General features: G+C 70.7%; 14 protein-coding genes and 2 pseudogenes. 10 read left to right on the forward strand and 6 right to left on the reverse strand.

Annotated features, from left to right (window positions below; translation table 11 throughout):
* Nucleotides 1-121: 121 nt before the first annotated feature.
* Nucleotides 122-1356, forward strand: a pseudogene (locus ACWCP0_RS26015) (tyrosine-type recombinase/integrase).
* A 64-nt stretch (nt 1357-1420) separates the two neighbouring features.
* Here the strand turns inward: ACWCP0_RS26015 and nhaA are convergent.
* The 3 genes from nhaA to ACWCP0_RS26030 all read right to left on the reverse strand — a co-directional run bounded on the left by nhaA (nt 1421) and on the right by ACWCP0_RS26030 (nt 7904).
* A complete protein-coding gene (gene nhaA / locus ACWCP0_RS26020) occupies nt 1421-2818 on the reverse strand; it encodes a Na+/H+ antiporter NhaA (RefSeq protein ID WP_451081310.1) in 1398 nt (465 codons plus the stop codon).
* Nucleotides 2819-3035: 217 nt separating this feature from the next.
* On the reverse strand, nt 3036-4991 hold the full coding sequence (gene acs, locus ACWCP0_RS26025; RefSeq protein ID WP_451081204.1) for an acetate--CoA ligase: 1956 nt from the start codon (nt 4989-4991) through the stop codon (nt 3036-3038).
* A gap of 318 nt (nt 4992-5309) precedes the next feature.
* Nucleotides 5310-7904, reverse strand: coding sequence for a SulP family inorganic anion transporter (locus ACWCP0_RS26030; protein WP_451081205.1), 2595 nt, complete (start codon nt 7902-7904; stop codon nt 5310-5312).
* Nucleotides 7905-8246: 342 nt separating this feature from the next.
* Between ACWCP0_RS26030 and ACWCP0_RS26035 the strand changes: the two genes are divergently transcribed.
* Nucleotides 8247-9767, forward strand: a complete 1521-nt coding sequence (locus ACWCP0_RS26035; protein WP_451081206.1) for a hypothetical protein — start codon at nt 8247-8249, stop codon at nt 9765-9767.
* Here ACWCP0_RS26035 and ACWCP0_RS26040 read toward each other — a convergent pair.
* The gene (locus ACWCP0_RS26040; protein WP_451081207.1) at nt 9745-10740 is read right to left on the reverse strand and encodes an ATP-binding protein; all 996 of its coding nucleotides are present in this window, start codon (nt 10738-10740) and stop codon (nt 9745-9747) included. The genes ACWCP0_RS26035 and ACWCP0_RS26040 overlap by 23 nt on opposite strands.
* Before the next feature lie 102 nt (nt 10741-10842).
* Here ACWCP0_RS26040 and ACWCP0_RS26045 point away from each other — a divergent pair, with 102 nt between their 5' ends.
* Nucleotides 10843-11667: an oxidoreductase gene (locus tag ACWCP0_RS26045; RefSeq protein ID WP_451081208.1), complete on the forward strand. Its 825-nt coding sequence runs from the start codon at nt 10843-10845 to the stop codon at nt 11665-11667.
* A gap of 342 nt (nt 11668-12009) precedes the next feature.
* Here the strand turns inward: ACWCP0_RS26045 and ACWCP0_RS26050 are convergent, their stop codons facing one another.
* Complete coding sequence (locus ACWCP0_RS26050) at nt 12010-12852, reverse strand: HAD family hydrolase (RefSeq protein WP_451081209.1); 843 nt, start codon at nt 12850-12852, stop codon at nt 12010-12012.
* A 597-nt stretch (nt 12853-13449) separates the two neighbouring features.
* Between ACWCP0_RS26050 and ssd the strand changes: the two genes are divergently transcribed.
* The 7 genes and pseudogenes from ssd to ACWCP0_RS26085 form a co-directional block, all read left to right on the forward strand.
* Nucleotides 13450-14589, forward strand: coding sequence for a septum site-determining protein Ssd (gene ssd, locus ACWCP0_RS26055; protein ID WP_451081210.1), 1140 nt, complete (start codon nt 13450-13452; stop codon nt 14587-14589).
* Complete coding sequence (locus ACWCP0_RS26060) at nt 14586-15734, forward strand: TadA family conjugal transfer-associated ATPase (protein ID WP_451081211.1); 1149 nt, start codon at nt 14586-14588, stop codon at nt 15732-15734. Before ssd ends, ACWCP0_RS26060 begins: the two co-directional genes overlap by 4 nt.
* Before the next feature lie 11 nt (nt 15735-15745).
* Nucleotides 15746-16579, forward strand: a complete 834-nt coding sequence (locus ACWCP0_RS26065; protein ID WP_451081311.1) for a type II secretion system F family protein — start codon at nt 15746-15748, stop codon at nt 16577-16579.
* Nucleotides 16576-17370 (forward strand): type II secretion system F family protein, encoded by a 795-nt coding sequence (locus tag ACWCP0_RS26070; RefSeq protein WP_451081212.1) that lies wholly within the window; start codon nt 16576-16578, stop codon nt 17368-17370. Before ACWCP0_RS26065 ends, ACWCP0_RS26070 begins: the two co-directional genes overlap by 4 nt.
* 86 nt (nt 17371-17456) lie before the next feature.
* A complete protein-coding gene (locus ACWCP0_RS26075; protein WP_451081213.1) occupies nt 17457-17681 on the forward strand; it encodes a DUF4244 domain-containing protein in 225 nt (74 codons plus the stop codon).
* Nucleotides 17668-18069, forward strand: a complete 402-nt coding sequence (locus ACWCP0_RS26080; RefSeq protein ID WP_451081214.1) for a TadE family type IV pilus minor pilin — start codon at nt 17668-17670, stop codon at nt 18067-18069. Before ACWCP0_RS26075 ends, ACWCP0_RS26080 begins: the two co-directional genes overlap by 14 nt.
* Before the next feature lie 56 nt (nt 18070-18125).
* Nucleotides 18126-18332: pseudogene (locus ACWCP0_RS26085) on the forward strand (Rv3654c family TadE-like protein); the annotation flags it as partial.
* A gap of 40 nt (nt 18333-18372) precedes the next feature.
* On the opposite strand, the gene ACWCP0_RS26090 reads toward ACWCP0_RS26085, so the two are convergent.
* Entirely contained in the window at nt 18373-20934 is a 2562-nt protein-coding gene (locus ACWCP0_RS26090; protein WP_451081215.1) for a DEAD/DEAH box helicase, read from the reverse strand.
* Nucleotides 20935-21012: the final 78 nt, after the last annotated feature.

The raw sequence follows: 21012 nt of genomic DNA on the forward strand, positions 1-21012 counted from the left end.
ACTTCAGAACCAGTGAAGTCAGGATGATCAAGAGATCGCAGAGTGGCTCACTTTTCATCCGCCGTCCGTGGCCCTCGTTTCACCCGTTGCCGAGACTTTGCGAGAAGGGACCACAGCCTTCATGGCCGGCCACATCCAAGACCGCTGGTTCAAGACCGAGAACGGCCCCGACGGCAGGCCCCGCCGGGTCAAGACCGAACGCCACGGCACCGGCATGCGCTACCGCGCCCGCTACGTAGGCCCCGACGGCACCGAGAAGAGCAAGTCCTTCCCCGACAAGCAGAAGCGACTTGCGGAACAGTGGCTCTCACAGATCGAAGCAGACATGGCGCGCGGCCAGTACATCGATCCGAAGGCGAGCCGCATCACGTTCCAGCAGTACGCCGAGAAGTGGCTCAGCGCGCAGACCTCGGACATCGGTACACGCCACGCTGTGGAGATGCGGCTCCGGCTGCATGCCTTCCCATACATGGGTACGCGTCCGCTCGGGTCCTTCCAGCCGGGACACGTTCGAAGCTGGGTTCGTCAGCTTGAGGACACGGTGCCGGCCGCGTCGTACCGGCGCGCCATCTTCGGGAACGTCTCCGCTGTCCTCACTGCGGCCGTAGACGACGGACTTCTGTCGAAGAATCCGTGCCGAGCTGAGTCCGTCAAGGCCCCCAAGCCGTCGCCGACTCGGGTGAAGCCGTGGCCTGCCGAGTGGGTGTTCGCCGTGCGCGCCGGTCTCCCCGGTCGGTATCGTGCCACGGCCGACCTCGGGGGCGGCTGCGGACTGCGGCAAGGGGAGATCTTCGGACTTCCCACCGACGAGGCTGACTTCCTCGGCGGTTGGCTGCACGTTGCCTATCAGGTGAAGCTCGTAAGGGGGCAGCCGGTCTTCGCACCCCCCAAGGGTGGAAAGGAGCGGGACGTCCCGCTCCCCGGGGCGGTGGGCGAGGCTCTGGCGATCCACATGACGACCTACCCGCCCGTGGAGATCACCCTCCCGTGGCGCGAGCCCGACGGACCGCCCGTGACCAAGACGCTGTTCTTCACGAACGGCGAGGGGCAAGCCATCCGGCGGAACGCGCGAGCGCTGGAGTCATCCCCACGCCGGCCGCGGGCGAGAAGTACGAGAAGGCTCCTGAGCACGGTATGCACGCGCTGCGCCACTTCTACGCATCCGTGCTGCTGGACGCGGGGGAGAACATCAAGGCTCTGAGCCAGTACCTCGGGCACAGCGACCCGGGGTTCACGCTCCGGACGTACACGCACCTCATGCCCAGCAGCGAGGGACGCACCCGGAAGGCGGTGGACAGCGTCTATCGGACGGGCAGTGAGGCGAACGACGGCCCACAGACGGCCCAGGCGGCATGACCGAGCCCCCTACTGGCGGGAAAGACGCTGGTAGGGGGCTTCTTTGCGGTCTGATGCACTCAGATCATGCCGGACTGTCGCCGTCGCTGCGCGATGCACCCGCGAGTTCCGCCTTGCGCCGGTGCTCCGCGGCCTTCGCCTCGTAGATCGCGGCCATCCGAAGGTGGTACTCCGGTTTGTCCTGCTCGTAGATGTCGGGGATGCCGTCGAGGTCCTCGTCGCGCACCTCCTCCTCGTACAGCGCCTGGTACTTGCGTACGCGCAGCTTGAGCAGCACACCGGCGAACACAGCGGCGATGAGCGAGCCCATCAGGACCGCGGCCTTGACCTCGTCCATCAGGGCGACGTCCCCGGCGAAGGCCAGCTCGCCGATGAGGAGGGAGACGGTGAACCCGATCCCCGCGAGTGAGGCGACGGCGAACACGTCCGGCCAGGCCAGTTCGTCGTTGAGTTCGGCTCTGGTGAACCGCGCGGCGAGCCAGGTTCCGCCGAATATGCCGATCGTCTTTCCGACGACCAGACCGAGGACGACGCCCAGGGGCTCGGGCCTGCTGAAGACGTCGTGCAGCGAGTCGCCGGAGACGCTCACCCCGGCCGAGAGGAGCGCGAACAGCGGCACGGCGAGCCCGGCCGAGATGGGCCGTACGAGGTGCTCGATGTGCTCACCGGGGGAGTGCTCCTCGCCCTTCTCGTGGTGGCAGCGCAGCATCAGGCCCATCGCGACACCGGCGATGGTGGCGTGGACGCCGCTGTTGTACATCAGGCCCCAGATGACGAGGGCCAGCGGGATGTAGACGTACCAGCCGCGGACACCCTTGCGCAGCAGCAGCCAGAAGACGCCGAGGCCGACGACCGCCCCGCCGAGCGCGGCGAAGTTCAAGTCGTCGGTGAAGAAGATCGCGATGATCAGGATCGCGAAGAGGTCGTCGACGACGGCGAGGGTGAGCAGGAAGGCCCGTAGCGCGGCCGGCAGCGAGGTGCCGATCACCGCGAGGACGGCGAGCGCGAAGGCGATGTCGGTGGCGGTGGGCACCGCCCAGCCGCCCAGGGAGCCGCCGCCCGTGACGTTGACCAGGGTGTAAACGAGCGCGGGGACGGCCATGCCGCAGATCGCGGCGATGACGGGGAGTGCCGCGGCCTTGGGGTCGCGCAGCTCGCCGGCGACCAGCTCACGCTTGAGCTCGATACCTGCGACGAAGAAGAAGATGGCGAGCAGTCCGTCGGCGGCCCAGTGCTGGAGGGAGAGGTCGAGGCCGAGCGCGGCCGGGCCTATGTGGAAGTCGCTCACGGCGTCGTAGCCGGCGCTCAGCGGTGTGTTCGCCCAGATGAGGGCCGTGACCGCGGCGGCGAGCAGCAGAACACCACCGACGGTCTCGGTGCGCAGCGCGTCCGCGACGAAGGTGTGCTCGGGGAGCGACAGGCGTCCGAGGAACTTGCGGGTCGGGGGAGTGGGCGCGGCCACGGCAGGGACCTCCGGTCGTGTGGGCAAGGCGAAGCACATTGCCGACCAGACTTCCCGGCACACCTAGTTTTTCTTGTCACGCTCTTGATGTGTTCCTTAGTTTACCTAAGAGCGCGAGATGCACCGGAATCCTCACTTTAAGTGCAAACGCGACAAGCAGGGCACCCCGGCGATGCGCCGTGGATGCCCTGCTTGTCGTCGTGTCCTTCTGGGCTGGTCAGTCCTCCGAGGCCGCGGTCGGCAGCTTGGACTGGATGAGGTCCATCACCGAGGAGTCGGTGAGGGTGGTGACATCGCCGAGCTGACGGTTCTCCGCGACATCACGCAGCAGCCGACGCATGATCTTGCCGGAACGGGTCTTCGGAAGCTCGGCCACCGGCAGGATCCGCTTGGGCTTGGCGATCGGTCCGAGCGTGGCGGCCACGTGGTTGCGCAGATCCGCGACGAGTCCCTCGTCCTCGCTCGCCGTGCCGCGCAGGATCACGAACGCCACGATCGCCTGGCCCGTCGTCTCGTCCGCCGCGCCGACCACGGCCGCCTCGGCGACCTTCGGGTGGGAGACGAGCGCGGATTCGACCTCGGTCGTCGAGATGTTGTGCCCGGATACGAGCATGACGTCGTCGACCCGCCCCAGCAGCCAGATGTCGCCGTCGTCGTCCCTCTTGGCTCCGTCGCCCGCGAAGTACTTCGCCTCGAAGCGGGACCAGTAGGTGTCGATGAACCGCTGGTCGTCGCCCCAGATGGTGCGCAGCATCGACGGCCACGGCTCGGTCAGGACCAGATAGCCGCCGCCGCCGTTGGGGACCTCGTTCGCCTCGTCGTCGACGACGGTCGCGGAGATGCCGGGCAGCGGGCGCTGGGCGGAGCCGGGCTTGGTCTCGGTGACGCCCGGCAGCGGAGAGATCATCATCGCGCCGGTCTCGGTCTGCCACCAGGTGTCGACGATCGGGGTCTTCCCCGCGCCGATGTGCTCCCGGTACCAGATCCAGGCCTCGGGGTTGATCGGCTCACCGACCGAGCCGAGGATGCGCAGGCTGGAGAGGTCGAACTTGGCGGGGATGTCGTCTCCCCACTTCATGAACGTACGGATCGCGGTCGGCGCGGTGTAGAGGATCGTGACGCCGTACTTCTGCACGATCTCCCAGAACCGGCCCTGGTGCGGGGTGTCGGGCGTGCCCTCGTACATCACCTGCGTCGCGCCGTTGGCCAGCGGGCCGTACGTGATGTACGAGTGGCCGGTCACCCAGCCGATGTCGGCGGTGCACCAGTAGACATCGGTCTCGGGCTTGAGGTCGAAGACGGCGTGGTGGGTGTAGGCCGTCTGGGTGAGGTAGCCGCCCGAGGTGTGCAGGATGCCCTTCGGCTTACCCGTCGTACCCGACGTGTAGAGGATGAAGAGCGGGTGCTCCGCGTCGAACGCCTCGGGCGTGTGCTCGGCCGACTGGCGCGAGACGATGTCGTCCCACCACACGTCCCGGCCCTCGGTCCACGCCACGTCCTGGCCGGTGCGGCGCACGACGAGCACGTGCGACACACGGTCCACGCGGCTGATGGCCTCGTCGACCGCGGGCTTGAGCGCGGAGGGCTTGCCGCGCCGGTAGCCGCCGTCGGCGGTGATGACGAGCTTGGCGTCGGCGTCCTCGATGCGGGTGGCGATGGCGTCTGCGGAGAAGCCGCCGAAGACCACCGAGTGCGCGGCGCCGATCCGGGCGCAGGCGAGCATCGAGATGACGGCCTCGGGGATCATGGGCAGATACACGGCCACCCGGTCGCCCTTGGTGACGCCCAGCTCGGTCAGGGCGTTGGCCGCCTTGGAGACCTCGTCCTTGAGCTCGGCGTAGGTGAGGGCCCGGTGGTCGCCCGGCTCGCCCTCGAAGTGGATGGCGACGCGGTCGCCGTGGCCCGCTTCGACATGGCGGTCCACGCAGTTGTACGCCACGTTGATCTTGCCGTCGGCGAACCACTTGGCGAACGGCGGGTTCGACCAGTCGAGGGTCTCGGTCGGCTCGGTGGCCCAGGTGAGGCGCCGGGCCTGCTCGGCCCAGAAGCCAAGCCTGTCCGCCTCGGCCCGCTCGTACGCCTCGGCCGTGACGTTGGCGTTCGCGGCCAACTCGGCCGGCGGCGCGAACCGCCGCTCTTCCTTGAGCAGGTTGGCCAGGCTTTCGTTGCTCACGACATCTCCCTTTCCCAGGGCGTCCTATGTGCCTATGTGTCCCAGGCCATAGCTCACCAGCCGGATGGCCGGGTGACAAGAGCCTTCCGGGAATTGGTTTAGACCTGTGCGGCGCGGGTGGCCCCTCATCCCCGGGCGGTGGGGAGGAGGGGCCATACGTTCTCACGTATCTCGCGCCCGAACGGTTCAGGACGCGCAGCGTGCCCGGCCGGCCGGGCGGCTCCGCGCCGGGGTGGGCGGCCGACCCGGTGCCAGGGCGGGTGGCTCGGCGCCGGGACGGGTGGCTCGGCGCGTGGAGGGGAGGGCCGCGGCGCCCGGTCAGGCGGGCGTGTCCTTCAGCGCCGGCGGTACGGCGGTGACCCGGTCGAAGACCTCGTCGATACGGTCCGTCTCCTCGCCGCCCGCCAGCAGATACGCCTGAGCCTCGCCGACGTGGAAGTACATCCCGTGCAGCTGCAGAGTGCCCTCGGCGAGCCGTCGCGCCACCGCCTTGTGCGCGCGCAGATGTTCCAACTGCTGGACCACATTCGTGAGGCACAGCTGCTCCACCGCATCGGCGGGCAGCCGCCCGGAGATCCGAGCCAAGGAGTGCTGCCGCGAGGTCATCCGCTTCAGGCTGGGCCGGCCGTGGCGCAACCAGCGCCACAGCGGGGTCCGCGTGTCCGCGCCCTCCGGCGGGCCGGCCATCAGGGCCTGCATCGCCCCGCAGCCCGAGTGGCCGCATACGGTGATCGAATCCACCTGCAGGACGTCCACGGCGTACTCGATCGCCGCCGCGACCGAGTCGTCCCTGCTCTCCTCGCCGGGCAGCGGCACCAGATTGCCCACATTCCGCACGGTGAACAGATCTCCAGGACCGCTCGCCGTGATCATGCTCGTGACGAGGCGGGAGTCGGCACAGGTGAGGAAGAGCTGGGACGGGCGCTGGCCCTCGCGCGCCAGCCGCGCGAGCTCCTCCCGCACCAGCGGGGCCGTGTTGCGCTGGAAGGAACTGAGCCCGCTGGCCAGTTGGTGCTTGGGCGGCACCGGCCACCGCTCGGGCGCGGCGGCAGGGTGCTCTCCGCAGTGGTGGTTCCGCCAGGGCGTCCAGGGCCTGCAGCAGGCGTGCGACTCGGAGGCGGGCTCGGCGATCCGGCCTCCGGAGCGGCCGGTGAACGCGACCGTCCCGCCATGCGCTTCATGGGCCGCCTGCCAGTCGTGCAGCGCCTCGAAGGCCGCGTGGTCCATGAACGAGCCGTCCAACTCGACGACGGCGTCGGCGTCATGGGGCACTTTTCCCAGCACGCGGCTCAGCCGTGGCACGGCCAGAAACGTCAACTGGCCCCGCACCCTGACCCGGTGGATCCCCTTCTGCTCCTGCACGGTGATCCGGGTCCTGGTCAGCCGGTGCAGCGCGACCGCGACCGCCACTGCGATCCCGATGGCCACGCCCTCCAGCACCCCGGTGAACACGACGGCGGTCATGGTCGCCGCGTACACCAGCATTTCGCGGTTCCGCCGCACGCTGCGCAGATGCGTGATGTTGACCATCTGGATACCGACGACCATCACCAGGGCCGCCAGGGTGGCCAGCGGGATCAGATCGAGGGCGGGGACCAGCAGCAGTGCGGCGACCGCGATCCACAGCCCGTGCAGCATCGTCGAGTGACGGCTCACGGCGCCCGCCGCCACATTGGCGGAGCTGCGCACGGCAACACCGGTGACCGGCAGCCCGCCGAGCGCGCCCGACACGACGTTCGCCGCGCCCTGACCGGTCAGCTCGCGGTCGAGGTCGGCGCGCGGGATGCGGACCGCGGGCTTCTTGCGGCCCGAGATCAGCTTGTCGACGGCGACCGCGGACAAGAGGGACTCGACGCTGCCGACCAGCGTGATGGTGAGGACGGCGGCGGCGATGCCCAGCGCCGGCCCTTCGGGCAGCTCGGGCAGGGCGTGGCTGCTCCAGGAGGGAAGATCGACGCGCGGCAGCCTGAGCCCGGCGGCCACGGCCAGGGCGGTCGCGACGCCCACAGCCGCGAGCGCGGCCGGGATCTTCCGTACGGCCCGGCCGGTGCGCCCCGGGATACGTGGCCAGGAGAGCAGCACGGCGACGGTCAGGATGCTGACCGAGAGCGCAGCGGGATGGAGAACGGCCAACTGGCCGGGCAGCCCGCGGGCGTTGTCGACCGCGGAGCTCTGCGGGGTGCCGCCGAGGACGATGTGGAGTTGCGCGAGGGCGATCGTGACGCCGATGCCGGCCAGCATGCCGTGCACGATCGCCGGACTGACCGCCAGGGCGGAGCGGGCCACTCGCAGCGCGGACAGCGCGAGCTGAGTGAGGCCGGCGAGGACGGTGATGGCGCACGTGGTGCGCCAGCCGTACTGCTGGATCAGGTCGGCCGTGACCACGGTGAGTCCCGCCGCGGGCCCACTGACCTGCAGCGGGGCCCCGCCGAGCCGCCCGGCGACGACACCGCCGACGGCGGCTGCCACGAGGCCCGCCTGGAGGGGCGCGCCGGTGGCGAGCGCGATGCCGAGAGAGAGCGGCAGCGCGATCAGGAAGACGCCGATCGAGGCGGACAGATCGGCGCCTGAGATCCGGAAACCCTTGCCGGGGCGCCCGGGGCGCCCGGAGCCGCGGGACCCGCGACCGGATCCGACGGGCTGGGGGCGGCCGGGTCGGCGATCCTCGGGACCGTGGTCCTCAGGCTGGTGGTCCTCAGGCGGTTGCTCCTCGGGCGTCTGCTCGGCCTGCCCGGGTGTCTGCGGTGCCTGCCCGGGTGCAGTCCCGGGCGGACTGGGCGGGCGCTGGAGGCGGGTCGTGCCGACGTGGGCGGTGGTGGCCGAGGTGGGGGTGGCCGGCAGGGTGGCCGCACCGCGATCTTCGGGCTCGTCGCGGTTGGGGCCATTCATGCGAAAGGGGACGCAGGCGGACATGGTTCCCGTCTCCTCCGGGGCAGCGCGGTCGCGGAATGTGGGGGTCGCGGCCGTGGGTCACGGCGTACAGCGGCGGGATGGTCGAACCCGGAGCCTCGACCTGCCGCGCCTGGCTCGGCGTCAGCGCAGTCTCAACTCTCGGTAAATGGATCGTAATGCAGAGTAAAGACTGCGGCATGATTTTCGGGGCAAATAGGGCAGCTGTTCACCCGTTTCGGTGATTAATCACTTCGCCTCGGCTTGTCGCGATTCCGCCTCCTCGAATGGGTGCGAATTTGACGAACGCAGTCATATCCGCAGATAAGCAGAGAATCACTGCAAACGAGGGAAGAGGGTGGACGAATGCTGCCCGCCACGAAGAAGTTCGCTCTCGGTGTCGCCGCGGTGCTGGCCGTCGGCATGGCCAGTTGCTCCGGTGCCGACGGTTCCGGTCCCGGGTTCGGCCTACCCGGGACGAAGGACGGAGCCGCCGCCCCCGTCAGGGTGATCCGCCTCATCGGCGACGGCTCGACCGCCTACACGGGAGCCCAGCCCGGAGTGCCCAGGCCGAAGCGCCTGGAGCCCGGTCAGAAACCACCGCAGTTCGTGGTGTTCTCCTGGGACGGTGCCAGTGAGGACAGCCAGAAGCTCTTCTCCCGTTTCCGTGCGGTGGGCAGGAAGTACGACGCGACGATGACCTACTTCCTCAGCGGTGTGTATCTGCTGCCTGAGGAGAAGGCCACGAAGTACGACCCGCCCCAGCACCCGCGCGGCCGCTCCGACATCGGCTTCAACAACACCCGGGGAATCAGGGGCACCGTGCGAGAGCTGCGCGGTGCCTGGCTCGAGGGCAACGAGATCGGCACCCACTTCAACGGTCACTTCTGCGGCCCGGAGGCAGGCGTCGGCACCTGGTCGGTGGAGGAGTGGGAGAGCGAGATCAGCCAGGCCAAGTCCTTTGTGAAGCACTGGAAGACGAACGCCGGACTGAAGAAGGAAGAACCGCTGCCCTTCGACTACGAGAAGGAGCTCATCGGCGCCCGCACCCCCTGCCTGGAGGGGCGCGAGAACTTCATGAGGGCCGCGAGCCGACTGGGCTTCCGCTACGACACCAGCGGCGTCGGCGACCAGGTCTGGCCCAGGAAGGAGCGTGGCCTCTGGGACCTTCCGCTCCAGAGGATCCCCGTCCCGGGCCGCGCCTTCGAAGCGCTCGCCATGGACTACAACTTCATGGTCAATCAGTCGAGGACGAGCAAGGACGCGCCCCATATGCACAGGTACTGGGGAGACCAGATGCGCGACGGTCTGATCCAGGGCTTCGAGCGGGCATACCAGGGCAATCGCGCACCGCTGATCATCGGCAACCACTTCGAGTCCTGGAACGGCGGCACGTACATGCGCGCCGTCGAGGAGGCCATCGGGGCGGTCTGCGTGAAGCCGGAAGTCCGGTGCGTGTCGTTCCGGCAGCTCGCCGACTGGCTCGACGCTCAGGACCCGCAGATCCTGGCGAAGCTGCGCACGCTCAAGGTCGGCCAGTCGCCGAAGCGGGGCTGGGAGGCCTTCACGACCCCCCAGCCTGTCAGGCCCGCCAAGCCCGAGAAACCGGCCGGAGCCGCTGGGTCGGCCGAGTCCGACCGGTCGACCGCGTTCGCCAAGTCGGTCCTGGGCGGCGACGCCGTTTCGGGACCGGGGCTTGGAGTGCCGGGCCTGGTGTGGCCTCCTCGGAGCTTGACGGCTCCGGGTGGGTTGGCTCGCGGTGAGGTGCCCCTCGGCAGGGTGACTCGTGACCTTGTTGCTCCGCACCGACCCGGCGCGGTCGGGCCGGGCGCCGTCGGGGCCGGCCCGGGCCGGCCCGGCTCGCTCAGGCCGGCTGCGGGGCGCTGATCTCCGCGGCCGGTTCCCCGAGTACGAAGGCGGGGTCGATCTGCGCGGCCAGGTCGACCCCCGTCTTCGCGTTTCCCCAGCTCTTCGCGTTCTTCAGATGGAAGTGCACCATCTGGCGCGTGTAGCGCTCCCAGTCGCGGCCGCCGTACGACGCGTCAGCCTCGGTCTGCAGCGTCCGCAGCGCCGCGCGGTTGTGCTCCTCCAATTGCCCGAAGTGGGTCGGACGGCCCTTCTCCATCGCCCGCACCCAGTCCGAGTGCCCCACCGCGACGAGCAGATCCTCGCCCACCTGCTCACGCAGGAAGTCCAGATCGTCTTGACCCTGCACCTTGTTGCCCACGACCTTGAGCGAGACGCCGAAGTCCCGGGCGTACTCCTTGTACTGCCGGTATACGGAGACGCCTTTCCGTGTCGGCTCCGCGACGAGAAACGTCATGTCGAATCGGGTGAACATCCCGGAGGCGAAGGAGTCCGAACCGGCCGTCATGTCGACCACGACGTACTCGTCCGGGCCGTCGACGAGATGGTTGAGGCACAGCTCCACCGCCCCGACCTTGGAGTGGTAACAGGCCACCCCGAGATCGTCCTCCGTGAACGGGCCGGTCGCCATCAGCCGGATCTCGCCGTCGTCCAGCCGGACGGTTCGCGCGCAGGCGGCGTAGACGGGGTTGTCCTCCCGTACCCGCAGCAGCCGTGAACCCTCGCCCGGGGGCGTGGTCTTGATCATCGTTGCGGCGGACGCGATCCGCGGATTGGTGCCGCGCAGATAGTCCTTGATGAGCGTGAGCTGCGCGCCCATCGCGGGCAGCGCCCTGGCCTCGTCGTCGTCGAGTCCGAGCGCCGCGGCCAGGTGTTGATTGATGTCGGCGTCCACCGCGACGACGTGGGCCTGCTGTGCCGCGAGGTGGCGGATGAAGAGCGAGGACAGCGTGGTCTTGCCGCTGCCGCCCTTCCCTACGAAAGCGATCTTCATGTTCACCTACGGTAGCGGCTCGCATGCACACGGTGTCCGGAGTGCGTGAAGAAGACCACTCCAACGTGGGGTGGGCCTCGGTTGCGCGTAGCCTCGTTACCTATGAGTACGAACGCCTCTGACCCTCTTGCCGCACTGGGCGCCCTGCCCGGAGTCGCGGATGCCGTGGACTCCGTACGCAAGGCCGTGGACCGGGTCTACGGCCACCGGGTCATGCGCCGCCGCAGCAATGAGGTCGCATCGGAGGCGGCGCTGCGCGGAGCCCGTGCCTCCGCGGCACTCTCGGGTGCCGACTGGGCGCTCGAAGAGGTGCGCCGGCGGAGCGACTTCGGCAGTGACGGCGAGGCCCGTACCGTCGGCGCGGCCCTGAGGCTGACCGCCGAGTCCGGCCAGCTGCTGTCCATCTGGCGGCAATCCCCGCTGCGGGTGCTGGCCCGGCTGCATCTCGTGGCCGCGAGCGGCGCGGCACCGGACGAGACGGTCGGCCGTCCCCGTCTCGCGGGCGAGAAGGTGGACGAGCCGCTGATCGAGGCACCGCTGCCGGACGCGGACGAGATGGCGGGCCGGCTCGAAGGGCTTTCCGGGCTGATCATCGCGGGCAGTTCGGCTCCGGCGCTGGTGATGGCCTCGGTCGTGCACGGCGAGTTGCTCGCCCTGCGCCCGTTCTCCTCGTCCAACGGGCTGGTGGCCCGGGCCGCCGAACGCATCGTTCTGGTGGGCAGTGGGCTCGACCCCAAGTCGATCTGCCCGGCCGAGGTCGGCCACGCGGAACTCGGCCGCGAGGCGTATGTCACGGCCTTCGACGGCTACGTGTCGGGAACCCCGGAGGGGATGGCGGCCTGGATCGCGCACTGCGGCCGTGCGGTCGAACTCGGCGTACGGGAGTCGACGGCGGTCTGCGAGGCATTGCAGCGGGGCGCGGCGTAGGAGATCCGGGCGAGCCCGGCCCGTACAGGCCCGTAGCAGGCCCGTACAAAGGGTTGCGGCGGTACCGGAATTGGTACCGCCGCTGGCATGTCCGCCCAGTTACCAAGCGTCCTCGATATGTTGCCCATCAGGTCGGGAACTTTGCCCGTCACCTGGTGCGGCTGGCCCGTAATCGACGGGTCGACGTCGCGTGGGTGCCCGGCGTCCATACTTCGGTCCGTGGGCCTTTTTCTGCGTGATTGGTGATCCTCTCGGATGTCCCAGGTCTCGCGGGCCGTAAGTCCTTTGTACTCCAGCGGTCCGGTGAGCGGAACCCCTGGCTGCACTTCTTTACTTTTAACCTCAAATGCGGGCAAAGTTCGCGCTGCGGCGCCGACTGGCGAACCAGACCAGCCCAGCGGTGGCGACGGCGGCGCCGACGGCGGCCGCCGCGACCAGCCCCGGACGTGCAGGCATCGTGAACGCGGGGATCCGCTGCTTCAGCCGTACCGGACGGTTGAAGACGAGAATCGGCCAACCGCGTGACGCCGCCTCGCGGCGCAGCGCTCGGTCCGGGTTGACCGCGTACGGATGGCCGACGGACCGGAGCATGGGGACGTCGGTGACGGAGTCGCTGTACGCGTAACAGTGCGACAGGTCGTAACCCTCGGACTCCGCAAGCCCTTTGATCGCCTCGGCCTTGGTTGGCCCGTAGGCGTAGTACTCGACCTCTCCCGTGTAGCAGCCGTCGTCGCCGACGACCATGCGGGTCGCGACGACACGGTCGGCGCCGAGCAACTCGCCGATCGGTTCGACGACCTCCGCACCGGAGGTGGAGACGATCACGACGTCGCGACCGGCCGCGTGGTGCTCCTCGATGAGAGACGCGGCCTCGTCGTAGATGATCGGGTCGATCAGTTCGTGGAGGGTCTCGGCGACGATCTCTTTGACCTGGCGAACGTTCCAGCCTTTGCAGAGGGCGGACAGGTACTGGCGCATCCGCTCCATCTGGTCGTGGTCCGCGCCGCCTGCGAGGAAGACGAACTGGGAGTACGCGGTCCGCAGTACGGCGCGGCGGTTGATCAGTCCTCCTTGGTAGAAGGACTTGCTGAAGGTCAGCGTGGACGACTTCGCAATGACCGTCTTGTCCAGGTCAAAGAAGGCTGCTGTGCGCGGCAAGGAGTGGTTTTCCACGACGCTGAGCATAGGGGCCCACCATTCGGCGTAAGCTGGGGCGCGTGGGTTTGCCTGAGAAGGCTCTCGGGTACACCATGGAAGTCACGGATCGTTCGCGACCGTGCTAACCCGGTCCGACTCCTCCCCCCCCGAGTCGGCCGTGGGGACGACCCCCGCTCTCCCCCCCGGCGGGGGTCGTCGCATGTCCGGACGCATTTTCGTCCCTCGCGGTTGACCGCTTCCCACTCCTTCAGGCCTCTGCGGCGCTGTTCGTCGACGGTCCGGGTTCGTCACGCTGTGTAGTTGACAGGCTGCGCTCCGGAAGTTGCGCGGGAAGTCACCGGTATGGGCTACCGGGATATTCACAAGCCGCGAGTTGTCCACAGTTTTAGAGCAAGATCCACACGATTTTCGGGCGCGCTGCACGGTGATTCCGTCCGCGAACTTCGCGGGCCGAAGGAATCACGGATCAGGGCCGGTGCGCCGGCCTCGTGGCGCCCACTGCGGCAGTGGGTGAGAGGGGGAGAAATCGTGGCGAGTTCCATCACATCTGATACGTCCGGTACATCCGCAGCGTCCGGCGCGTCGGGAAGGTTCAGGGCACCCGGAGGGTTCGGCTCGCCTGGTGTGCGTGGTGCGCCCGCGGCCGGTGCGTCCGGGGTCTCCGGCGGACATTCGGGCTTCGGGGGGCGGCCGGTCGCCGGTGAACGGCGGAGTGGGCCTCTCATCGTCACGGAGGACCTGGAGCTTCTCGACGATCTGCTGCGGCTGTGCGCCGCGGCGGGCGCCGATCCACAGGTCCACCATGCGGTGCCCGAGGAGAGAGCGAGCTGGGAGAGTCCGCCGCTGGTTCTGGTCGGGGACGACGCCGCCGCCCGCTGCCGAGGGGCGACCCGCAGACCCGGTGTGCTTCTCGTCGGGAAGGATCAGGACGATCCGCAGGTGTGGCGGCGGGCGGTCGAGATCGGCGCCGACTGCGTGCTGCGGTTGCCCGACGCCGAGAGCTGGCTCGTCGACCGGATCGCCGATGTGGCCGAAGGCGTCGGACGGCCGGCACTGACGGTCGGCGTGATCGGCGGCAGGGGCGGCGCGGGTGCTTCCACGCTGGCCGGTGCGCTCGCGGTGACGGCGGCTCGGGAGGGGCGGCGCACGATGCTCGTGGACGGCGACCCGCTGGGCGGCGGTCTCGATGTGCTTCTCGGCGGGGAGCAGGCGGAGGGCAGACGCTGGCCCGACTTCGCGGCATCGAAGGGCCGGGTGGCGGGTGGTGCCCTGGAGGAGTCGCTTCCGTCGGTGCACGGGCTTCGGGTGCTGAGCTGGGACCGGGGTGATTCGGTGGTGGTCCCTCCGGAGTCGATGCGCTCGGTGCTGGCGGCGGCCCGCAGGCGTGGCGGAGTGGTCGTCGTGGATCTGCCCCGCCGCGTGGACGAAGGTGTCGCGGAGGCACTGGCCCAGCTGGATCTCGGGCTGCTGGTCGTGCCGGGCGAGCTGCGTGCGGTGGCCGCGGCGAGGCGTGTCGCGGCGACGGTGGGCATGGTGCTCGGCGACTTGCGCGTCGTGGTGCGCGGACCGTACGCATCGGGACTGGACGAGCGGTGGGTGGCCGACGCACTCGGGCTGCCGCTGGCGGGCGAACTGCCGGTGGACACAGGGCTGTTCGCCGACGTGGACGAGGGTATTCCGCCCGGCGCGGGTGCCCGGGGTCCGCTGGCCCGGTTCTGTTCGGCCCTCTGGGAGCGGGCATTCGCGGGCGGTGAGCTCTCATGACCGCGACGCTGCTCGATGCCGTACGGCAGCGGCTTGCCGAGAGCGGGGCCGAGCCGACCCCCGCCAGGGTGGCGGCGGCGCTGCGTGCGCAGGGCCGACTGCTCGGGGACGCGGAAGTGCTGGGCGCCGCTGAGGAGTTGCGTTGCGAGCTGGTGGGGACGGGGCCGTTGGAGCCGCTCCTCGCCGACCCCGAGGTGACGGACGTCCTGGTGTCGGCACCGGACCGGGTGTGGGTGGACCGGGGCGGCGGGCTCCAGCTCACCGATGTCAGCTTCTCCGACTCGGCGGCGGTGCGCAGACTGGCCCAGCGCCTCGCGGCGGTCGCCGGGCGGCGGCTGGACGACGCCCGCCCCTGGGTGGACGCCAGGCTCCCGGACGGCACCCGCATGCATGCGGTGCTGCCGCCGGTCGCGGTCGGCTCGACCTGCCTGTCGCTGCGGGTGGTGCGACCCCGGGCCTTCTCGCTGAGCGAGCTCGTAGCGGCGGGGACGGTTCCGCCGGGCGGAGACCGAGTGCTCGGGGCGCTGATCGAGGCCCGGGTGTCGTATCTGGTCAGCGGCGGCACCGGCTCGGGCAAGACGACCCTGCTGTCGACGCTGCTGGGGCTGGTCGGTGAGCGGGAGCGGATCGTGCTGGCCGAGGACTCGGCGGAGCTGCGGCCCGACCATCCGCACGTGGTGCGCCTGGAGTCCCGCCCGGCGAACCAGGAGGGCGCGGGCCGGGTCACGCTGCGGGATCTGGTGCGCCAGGCCCTGCGGATGCGGCCCGACCGGCTGGTGGTGGGCGAGGTGCGCGGTGCCGAGGTCACCGATCTGCTGGCGGCCTTGAACACGGGCCATGACGGCGGCTGCGGCACCGTCCACGCCAATACGGCCACCGATGTGCCGGCCCGGCTGGAGGCCCTGGGCACGGCGGCCGGGCTCGACCGGGCCGCGCTGCACAGCCAGTTGGCGGCCGCCCTGTCGGTGGTGGTCCATCTCGTACGGGACCGGGACGGGCGGCGCCGGATCGCCGAGGTGCATGTGCTGGAGCGGGATGCGGCGGGGCTGGTGGTGACCGTCCCGGCGCTGCGGTGGGGCGCGGCGGGCTTCGGGCGGGAGCGGGGCTGGGAGCGGCTGCGGTCGCTGATCGGGGGTGCGTGGTGACGACGGTGGCGATGTGTGCGGCGGTCTGCGCGGGCGTCGCGGCATGGACGACGGCCGGCGGAGATCGGGGGACGCGGCGGGCGAGGCTGGTGCTTGCGGGGGCGGGCGCCGCGGACCTGGCCCCCCGGTGGGACTGGGAGCGGCAGCTTCGGGTGGTACGGCGCCTGCGGCGGGAGTGGCTGTGCCTCCCGGTGGCGTTGGTGCTCGCTGTACTCGGGGCGTCCGTGCTGCCGCTGGTCGTCGGCGTGATCGCGGTGCCGCTCGTGAGGCGGCGGCTGCGGGCCGGTGAGCGGAGACGGGCGCAGGAGCGCAGGGCCGATGCGGTGATCTCGCTCTGCGGGGGGATCGCGGGCGAGCTGCGGGCGGGGCGCCAGCCCGGGCAGGCGCTGTTGACCGCGGGCCGGGCCACGGGGGCGCTCGGCGGGGCGGAGGCCGCGGTGCTCGCGGCCGCACGCTTCGGCGGTGATGTGGCTGCGGAGCTTCGGCGGGCGGCCCATGAACCGGGTGCGGAGGGGCTGGCAGGACTCGCGGCGTGCTGGCGGGTGTCGGTGGACGGCGGGGCGGGGCTGGCCTCCGGTCTTGACCGACTGGAGGCCGCGCTCCGGTCGGATCGGGACCAACGGGAGGGGCTGCGCGCCCAGGTGGCGGGGGCGTGGTCGACGGTCGTGGTGCTGGCTCTGCTTCCGGTGGTCGGGCTGGGCCTGGGCTGGGCGCTGGGAGCCGATCCGCTGCGGGTGCTGCTGCACACCCCTGTTGGCGTTGGATGCCTTCTGGTGGGCGGGCTGCTGGAGGCAGTCGGGCTGTGCTGGGCGGCGCGGATTGTGCGGGCGGGGGAGCTGCCATGAGCGGTGAGTTCGTCCACAGGCTGGGGGCGGCGATCCCGGCGGCGTCCGTCGCTGTCCTGCTGTGCTGCCTGGCCGCGGGATGGCGGCACGAGCGGCGGGTGCGCAGGCGGGTCGGAGCGCTGCTGGCGGTGAAGTACGGGCAGCAGCACAGGAAGTGGCTGCCGGAGTCCGATTCCGAGTCAGGTTTTGGGGCCTGGGTGCGGGAGTGGGTACTCCCGGCGGGAGCGGTGATCACCGGCTGGATCCTCGCGGGCGGAGTGACGGGATGCCTGCTGGGCGCGGCGGGGGCGTACGGCCTCAGGAAGTGGCAGCGGGGCCGTGCACGAGACAAGGCCGCGGGCGTGGACGCCTCGGCGGAGCAACTGCCGCTCGCCGCCGATCTGCTGGCCGCGTGTGTCTCGGCAGGAGCAGGGCCACGTGAGGCGGCGGAGGCGGTCGGGGAGTCGCTGGGCGGCCCGGTCGGCGGGCGCCTGGCGAAGACCGCGGCGGAACTGCGGCTCGGCAGTGAACCGGCGCAGGCGTGGGGGCGGTTCGGTGAGATACCGGGCGCGGCCGGGCTGGCCCGTTGTCTGGAGCGGGCCGGTTCCACGGGGGCGCCGGCGGCGGAGCCGGTCTCCCGGCTGGCCGCAGGTCTCCGGGCGGAGCGGGCCAGGAGCGCCGCGGCGCGGGCCCAGCGAGCCCAGGTCCTGATCACGGCACCGGTGGGGCTCTGCTTTCTGCCCGCGTTCCTGGCGATCGGCGTGGCCCCGGTGGTGATCGGCCTGGCGAGCGGGCTGCTGAAGGGCCACTGAAACGACCGAGATGAAGATCGAACAACGACCGAGACACGACCGAGATGGCAATTTGCCATCGGATTCTGGGGGTTGAGATGAGTTTCATGGCACGACTGAAGAGCCGGGCGACCCGTACGGGGACGAGTGCGCGGACATGGCTGGGCAGGAGGCGAGCGCGTCACGACGCGGGGATGACCACGTCGGAGTACGCGATGGGAACGATCGCGGCATGCGCCTTTGCCGCGGTTCTCTACAAGGTGGTGACGAGCGGGACGGTGTCGACGGCGCTCGAGTCGGTCATCGGGAAGGCGCTCAGTGCCCAGTTCTGACACCGCGGCTCCGGCTCCGCTTCCGGAAACATCGGTGTCGGCGGACCGGGGTTCGGTGACGGCGGAGGCGGCGGTGGCCGTTCCGGCGCTGGTGGTGTTCACGATGGCGCTGGTCTGGGCTCTGATGGCGGTGTCCGCGCAGATTCAGTGCGTCGACGCCGCCAGGGCCGGGGCGCGGGCGGCCGCACGATCGGAGCCCGAGGCAGCCGCGCTCGCCGCCGCCCGGTCGGCCGCCCCGAGCGGAGCTCAGGTCTCCCTGGGCCGGGACGGCGACCTGTGGCGGGTCCGGGTGGAGGCCCCGACACCTGGTCCGGGAGCGCTGTCGTTGACCCTCACGGCGGAGGCGGCCGCGCTCGCGGAGGACACGGTGGGGAGCGGCGCGCCATGAGGAGAAGCCGCGACCAGGGCTCGGCGACGGTGTGGGTGGCCATGGCGGCCTGCGCGATGTGTGCGGTCTTCGCCGTGGTGCTTGCCATGGGCCAGGCGGTCGTCGCACGCCACCGAGCGGGCGCCGCAGCCGACCTGGCGGCGCTCGCCGCGGCGGACCGGGCTCTCGACGGCGCGGGGACGGCGTGCGATGCCGCGGCGCGGGTGGCCCGCGCTCAGGGGTCGGCCCTGCTGCGGTGCGCGGTGACCGGCGAGATCGCCGATGTGACGGCCGGCGCCGCCCTCGGCCCGTACCGCCCGGAGATCAGATCCCGGGCCGGTCCTCCGGATGGCCCAGTGCCCCCTCAGCAGATTCGGGGAGTGCGCCCTCAGCTGCCTCCGGGTCCGGTGGGGAGGCCTCAGGGGCAGTGGCGTCCGGGGCCGGAGCCTCCCTGAGGAGGACCGTCAGCAGGCGGACGGCGGCGCGCTTGTGCAGCGGGTCGTTGCCGTTGCCGCACTTGGGGGACTGAATGCAGGACGGACAGCCCGCCTCGCACTCGCAGGAGGCGATGGCCTCGCGGGTCGCGGTCAGCCACTCACGGGCGGTGTGGAAGGCCCGCTCGGCGAAGCCCGCGCCGCCCGGGTGGCCGTCGTAGACGAAGACGGTGGGCAGCAGGGTGTCCGGGTGCAGCGGGACGGAGACCCCGCCGATGTCCCAGCGGTCGCAGGTGGCGAAGAGCGGCAGCATCCCGATGGAGGCGTGCTCGGCGGCGTGCAGAGCACCGCCCAACTGCTCCGGATTCACCCGTGCGGTCTCCAGCTGGTCTTCGGTCACCGTCCACCACACGGCCCGGGTCCGCAGGGTGCGCGGCGGCAGATCGAGCGTGGTCTCGCCGAGCACCTCGCCGGTGATGAGCTTGCGGCGGAGGAAGGAGACGACCTGGTTGGTGACCTCGACGGACCCGTAGCAGAGCCGGCCGGCGCCCCATGGGATCTCGGTGTCGGTGTCCAGGATGGAGATGGAGGTGGTGTCGCGGGCGGTGGTGGAATACGGCGGGTCTGCCTCCTCGACGAGGGCCACCGAATCCTCGAGATCAAGCTTCTTCACCAGATACGTGCGGCCCTGGTGGAGGTGGACGGCCCCGTCGTGGACGGCCGCGTGCGAGGCGGGCTCGTCGACCGTGCCGAGCAGCCGGCCGGTCGCGGCCTCGACGATCTGTACCGGCCGGCCGCCCTCTCCCCGGATGTCGGTGAGGTCGGCGGCCCGCTCGCGGCGCGTCCAGTACCAGCCTGCGGAGCGCCTGCGCAGCAGTCCGGCGCTCTCCAGCTGGGGCAGCAGCTCCGGCACGGCAGGGCCGAAGAGCGCGAGGTCGTCCTCCGACAGGGGAATTTCCGCGGCGGCAGCACACAGGTGTGGAGCGAGGACGTACGGGTTGTCGGGGTCGAGGACGGTGGACTCGACCGGCTGCTGGAAGAGCGCCTCGGGGTGGTGGACGAGGAACGTGTCCAGGGGGTCGTCGCGTGCGACGAGGACGGCGAGGGCGCCCTGCCCTGACCGTCCGGCCCGGCCTGCCTGCTGCCACAGCGAAGCCCTGGTGCCGGGATAGCCGGCGATCACGACCGCGTCCAGACCGGAGACGTCCACCCCCAGCTCCAGGGCCGTGGTGGCGGCCAGGCCGAGCAGCTCGCCGGAGTGCAGGGCCTGCTCCAGGGCACGGCGCTCCTCCGGCAGGTAGCCGCCCCGGTAGGCGGCGACCCTGCGGGCCAGCGAGCGGTCGACCTCGGCCAGACGTTCCTGGGCGATGACGGAGATCAGCTCGGCTCCGCGCCGGGAGCGTACGAACGCGACCGTGCGGACGCCCTGGACGGTCAGATCGGTGAGGAGGTCGGCGGTCTCGGCCGTGGCGGTACGGCGCACCGGGGCGCCCTTCTCGCCGTGCAGCTCGGTGAGCGGCGGCTCCCAGAGGGCGAAGACGAGCTCGCCGCGCGGCGAGGCGTCGTCGGAGACCTCCGTGACGGGCAGACCGGTGAGGCGGCGGGCGGCGACGGCGGGTTCCGCGGCGGTGGCGGAGGCGAGAAGGAAGACGGGGTTCGCGCCGTAGCGGGCGCATACCCGCCGGAGGCGGCGCAGGACCTGGGCGACATGCGAGCCGAAGACGCCCCGGTAGGTGTGGCACTCGTCGATGACGACATAGCGCAGGGTGCGCAGGAAGGAGGACCAGCGCGGGTGCGAGGGAAGTATTCCGCGGTGGAGCATGTCCGGATTGGTGAGCACGTAGTTCGCGTACTGGCGGACCCATTCCCGTTCCTCGACGGGCGTGTCGCCGTCGTACACGGCCGGTCGCACACGGTTGCCCAGCGGAGCCGCGAGCTGCTTCACGGCGCGACGCTGGTCGGCGGCGAGCGCCTTGGTCGGGGCGAGGTAGAGGGCCGTGGTGCCGCGTCCGTTGGCGGCCTCGGCGCCGTCGAGCAGCGTGCTGAGCACCGGCGCGAGATAGGCCAGCGACTTGCCGGAGGCCGTGCCCGTGGCGATCACGACGGATTCGCCGTCCAGGGCATGCTCTGCGGCGGCTGCCTGGTGGGCCCAGGGGTGCTCGATGCCCGCCTTCTGGATGGCGTTGATCACTTCCGTGCGGATGCGGTGGGGCCAGACTGCATGGCGGCCCGGTCTCGGGGGCAAGTGCTCCGTATGAGTGATGCGCGCAGCCCGGCCCGCCCCCGCGGTGAGCCGGTCGAGGACCGTGCCGGGGGAGGGGCGGCTTTCCCCGCTCTCGGGCGGTCGTCTGGGACGCTGATTCATGGCCATCGGCACCGAGTGTGTCACTGGGCTGACGGACAATGGTCCCAAGGCGTCGTGCATGGCTGCTGGTAAGTGATTGAATGCCATCGCGGCTGGCGATCCGTCCCTGGCTCCGTCGGGGAGACCCGAGGGGCGACCGCTCGATAGCAAGGTGCTGGAGGATCC

It is taken from the genome of Streptomyces sp. NPDC001970, from assembly GCF_053594115.1.

Coding starts and splice junctions, on each gene's coding strand:
- ACWCP0_RS26030 (WP_451081205.1), bottom strand. CDS start 7,904: ATGTCCGCCTGCGTCCCCTTTCGCATGAATGGCCCCAACCGCGACGAG.
- ACWCP0_RS26035 (WP_451081206.1), top strand. CDS start 8,247: ATGCTGCCCGCCACGAAGAAGTTCGCTCTCGGTGTCGCCGCGGTGCTG.
- ACWCP0_RS26040 (WP_451081207.1), bottom strand. CDS start 10,740: ATGAAGATCGCTTTCGTAGGGAAGGGCGGCAGCGGCAAGACCACGCTG.
- ACWCP0_RS26045 (WP_451081208.1), top strand. CDS start 10,843: ATGAGTACGAACGCCTCTGACCCTCTTGCCGCACTGGGCGCCCTGCCC.
- ACWCP0_RS26050 (WP_451081209.1), bottom strand. CDS start 12,852: ATGCTCAGCGTCGTGGAAAACCACTCCTTGCCGCGCACAGCAGCCTTC.
- ACWCP0_RS26060 (WP_451081211.1), top strand. CDS start 14,586: ATGACCGCGACGCTGCTCGATGCCGTACGGCAGCGGCTTGCCGAGAGC.
- ACWCP0_RS26065 (WP_451081311.1), top strand. CDS start 15,746: ATGTGTGCGGCGGTCTGCGCGGGCGTCGCGGCATGGACGACGGCCGGC.
- ACWCP0_RS26070 (WP_451081212.1), top strand. CDS start 16,576: ATGAGCGGTGAGTTCGTCCACAGGCTGGGGGCGGCGATCCCGGCGGCG.
- ACWCP0_RS26075 (WP_451081213.1), top strand. CDS start 17,457: ATGGCACGACTGAAGAGCCGGGCGACCCGTACGGGGACGAGTGCGCGG.
- ACWCP0_RS26090 (WP_451081215.1), bottom strand. CDS start 20,934: ATGGCATTCAATCACTTACCAGCAGCCATGCACGACGCCTTGGGACCA.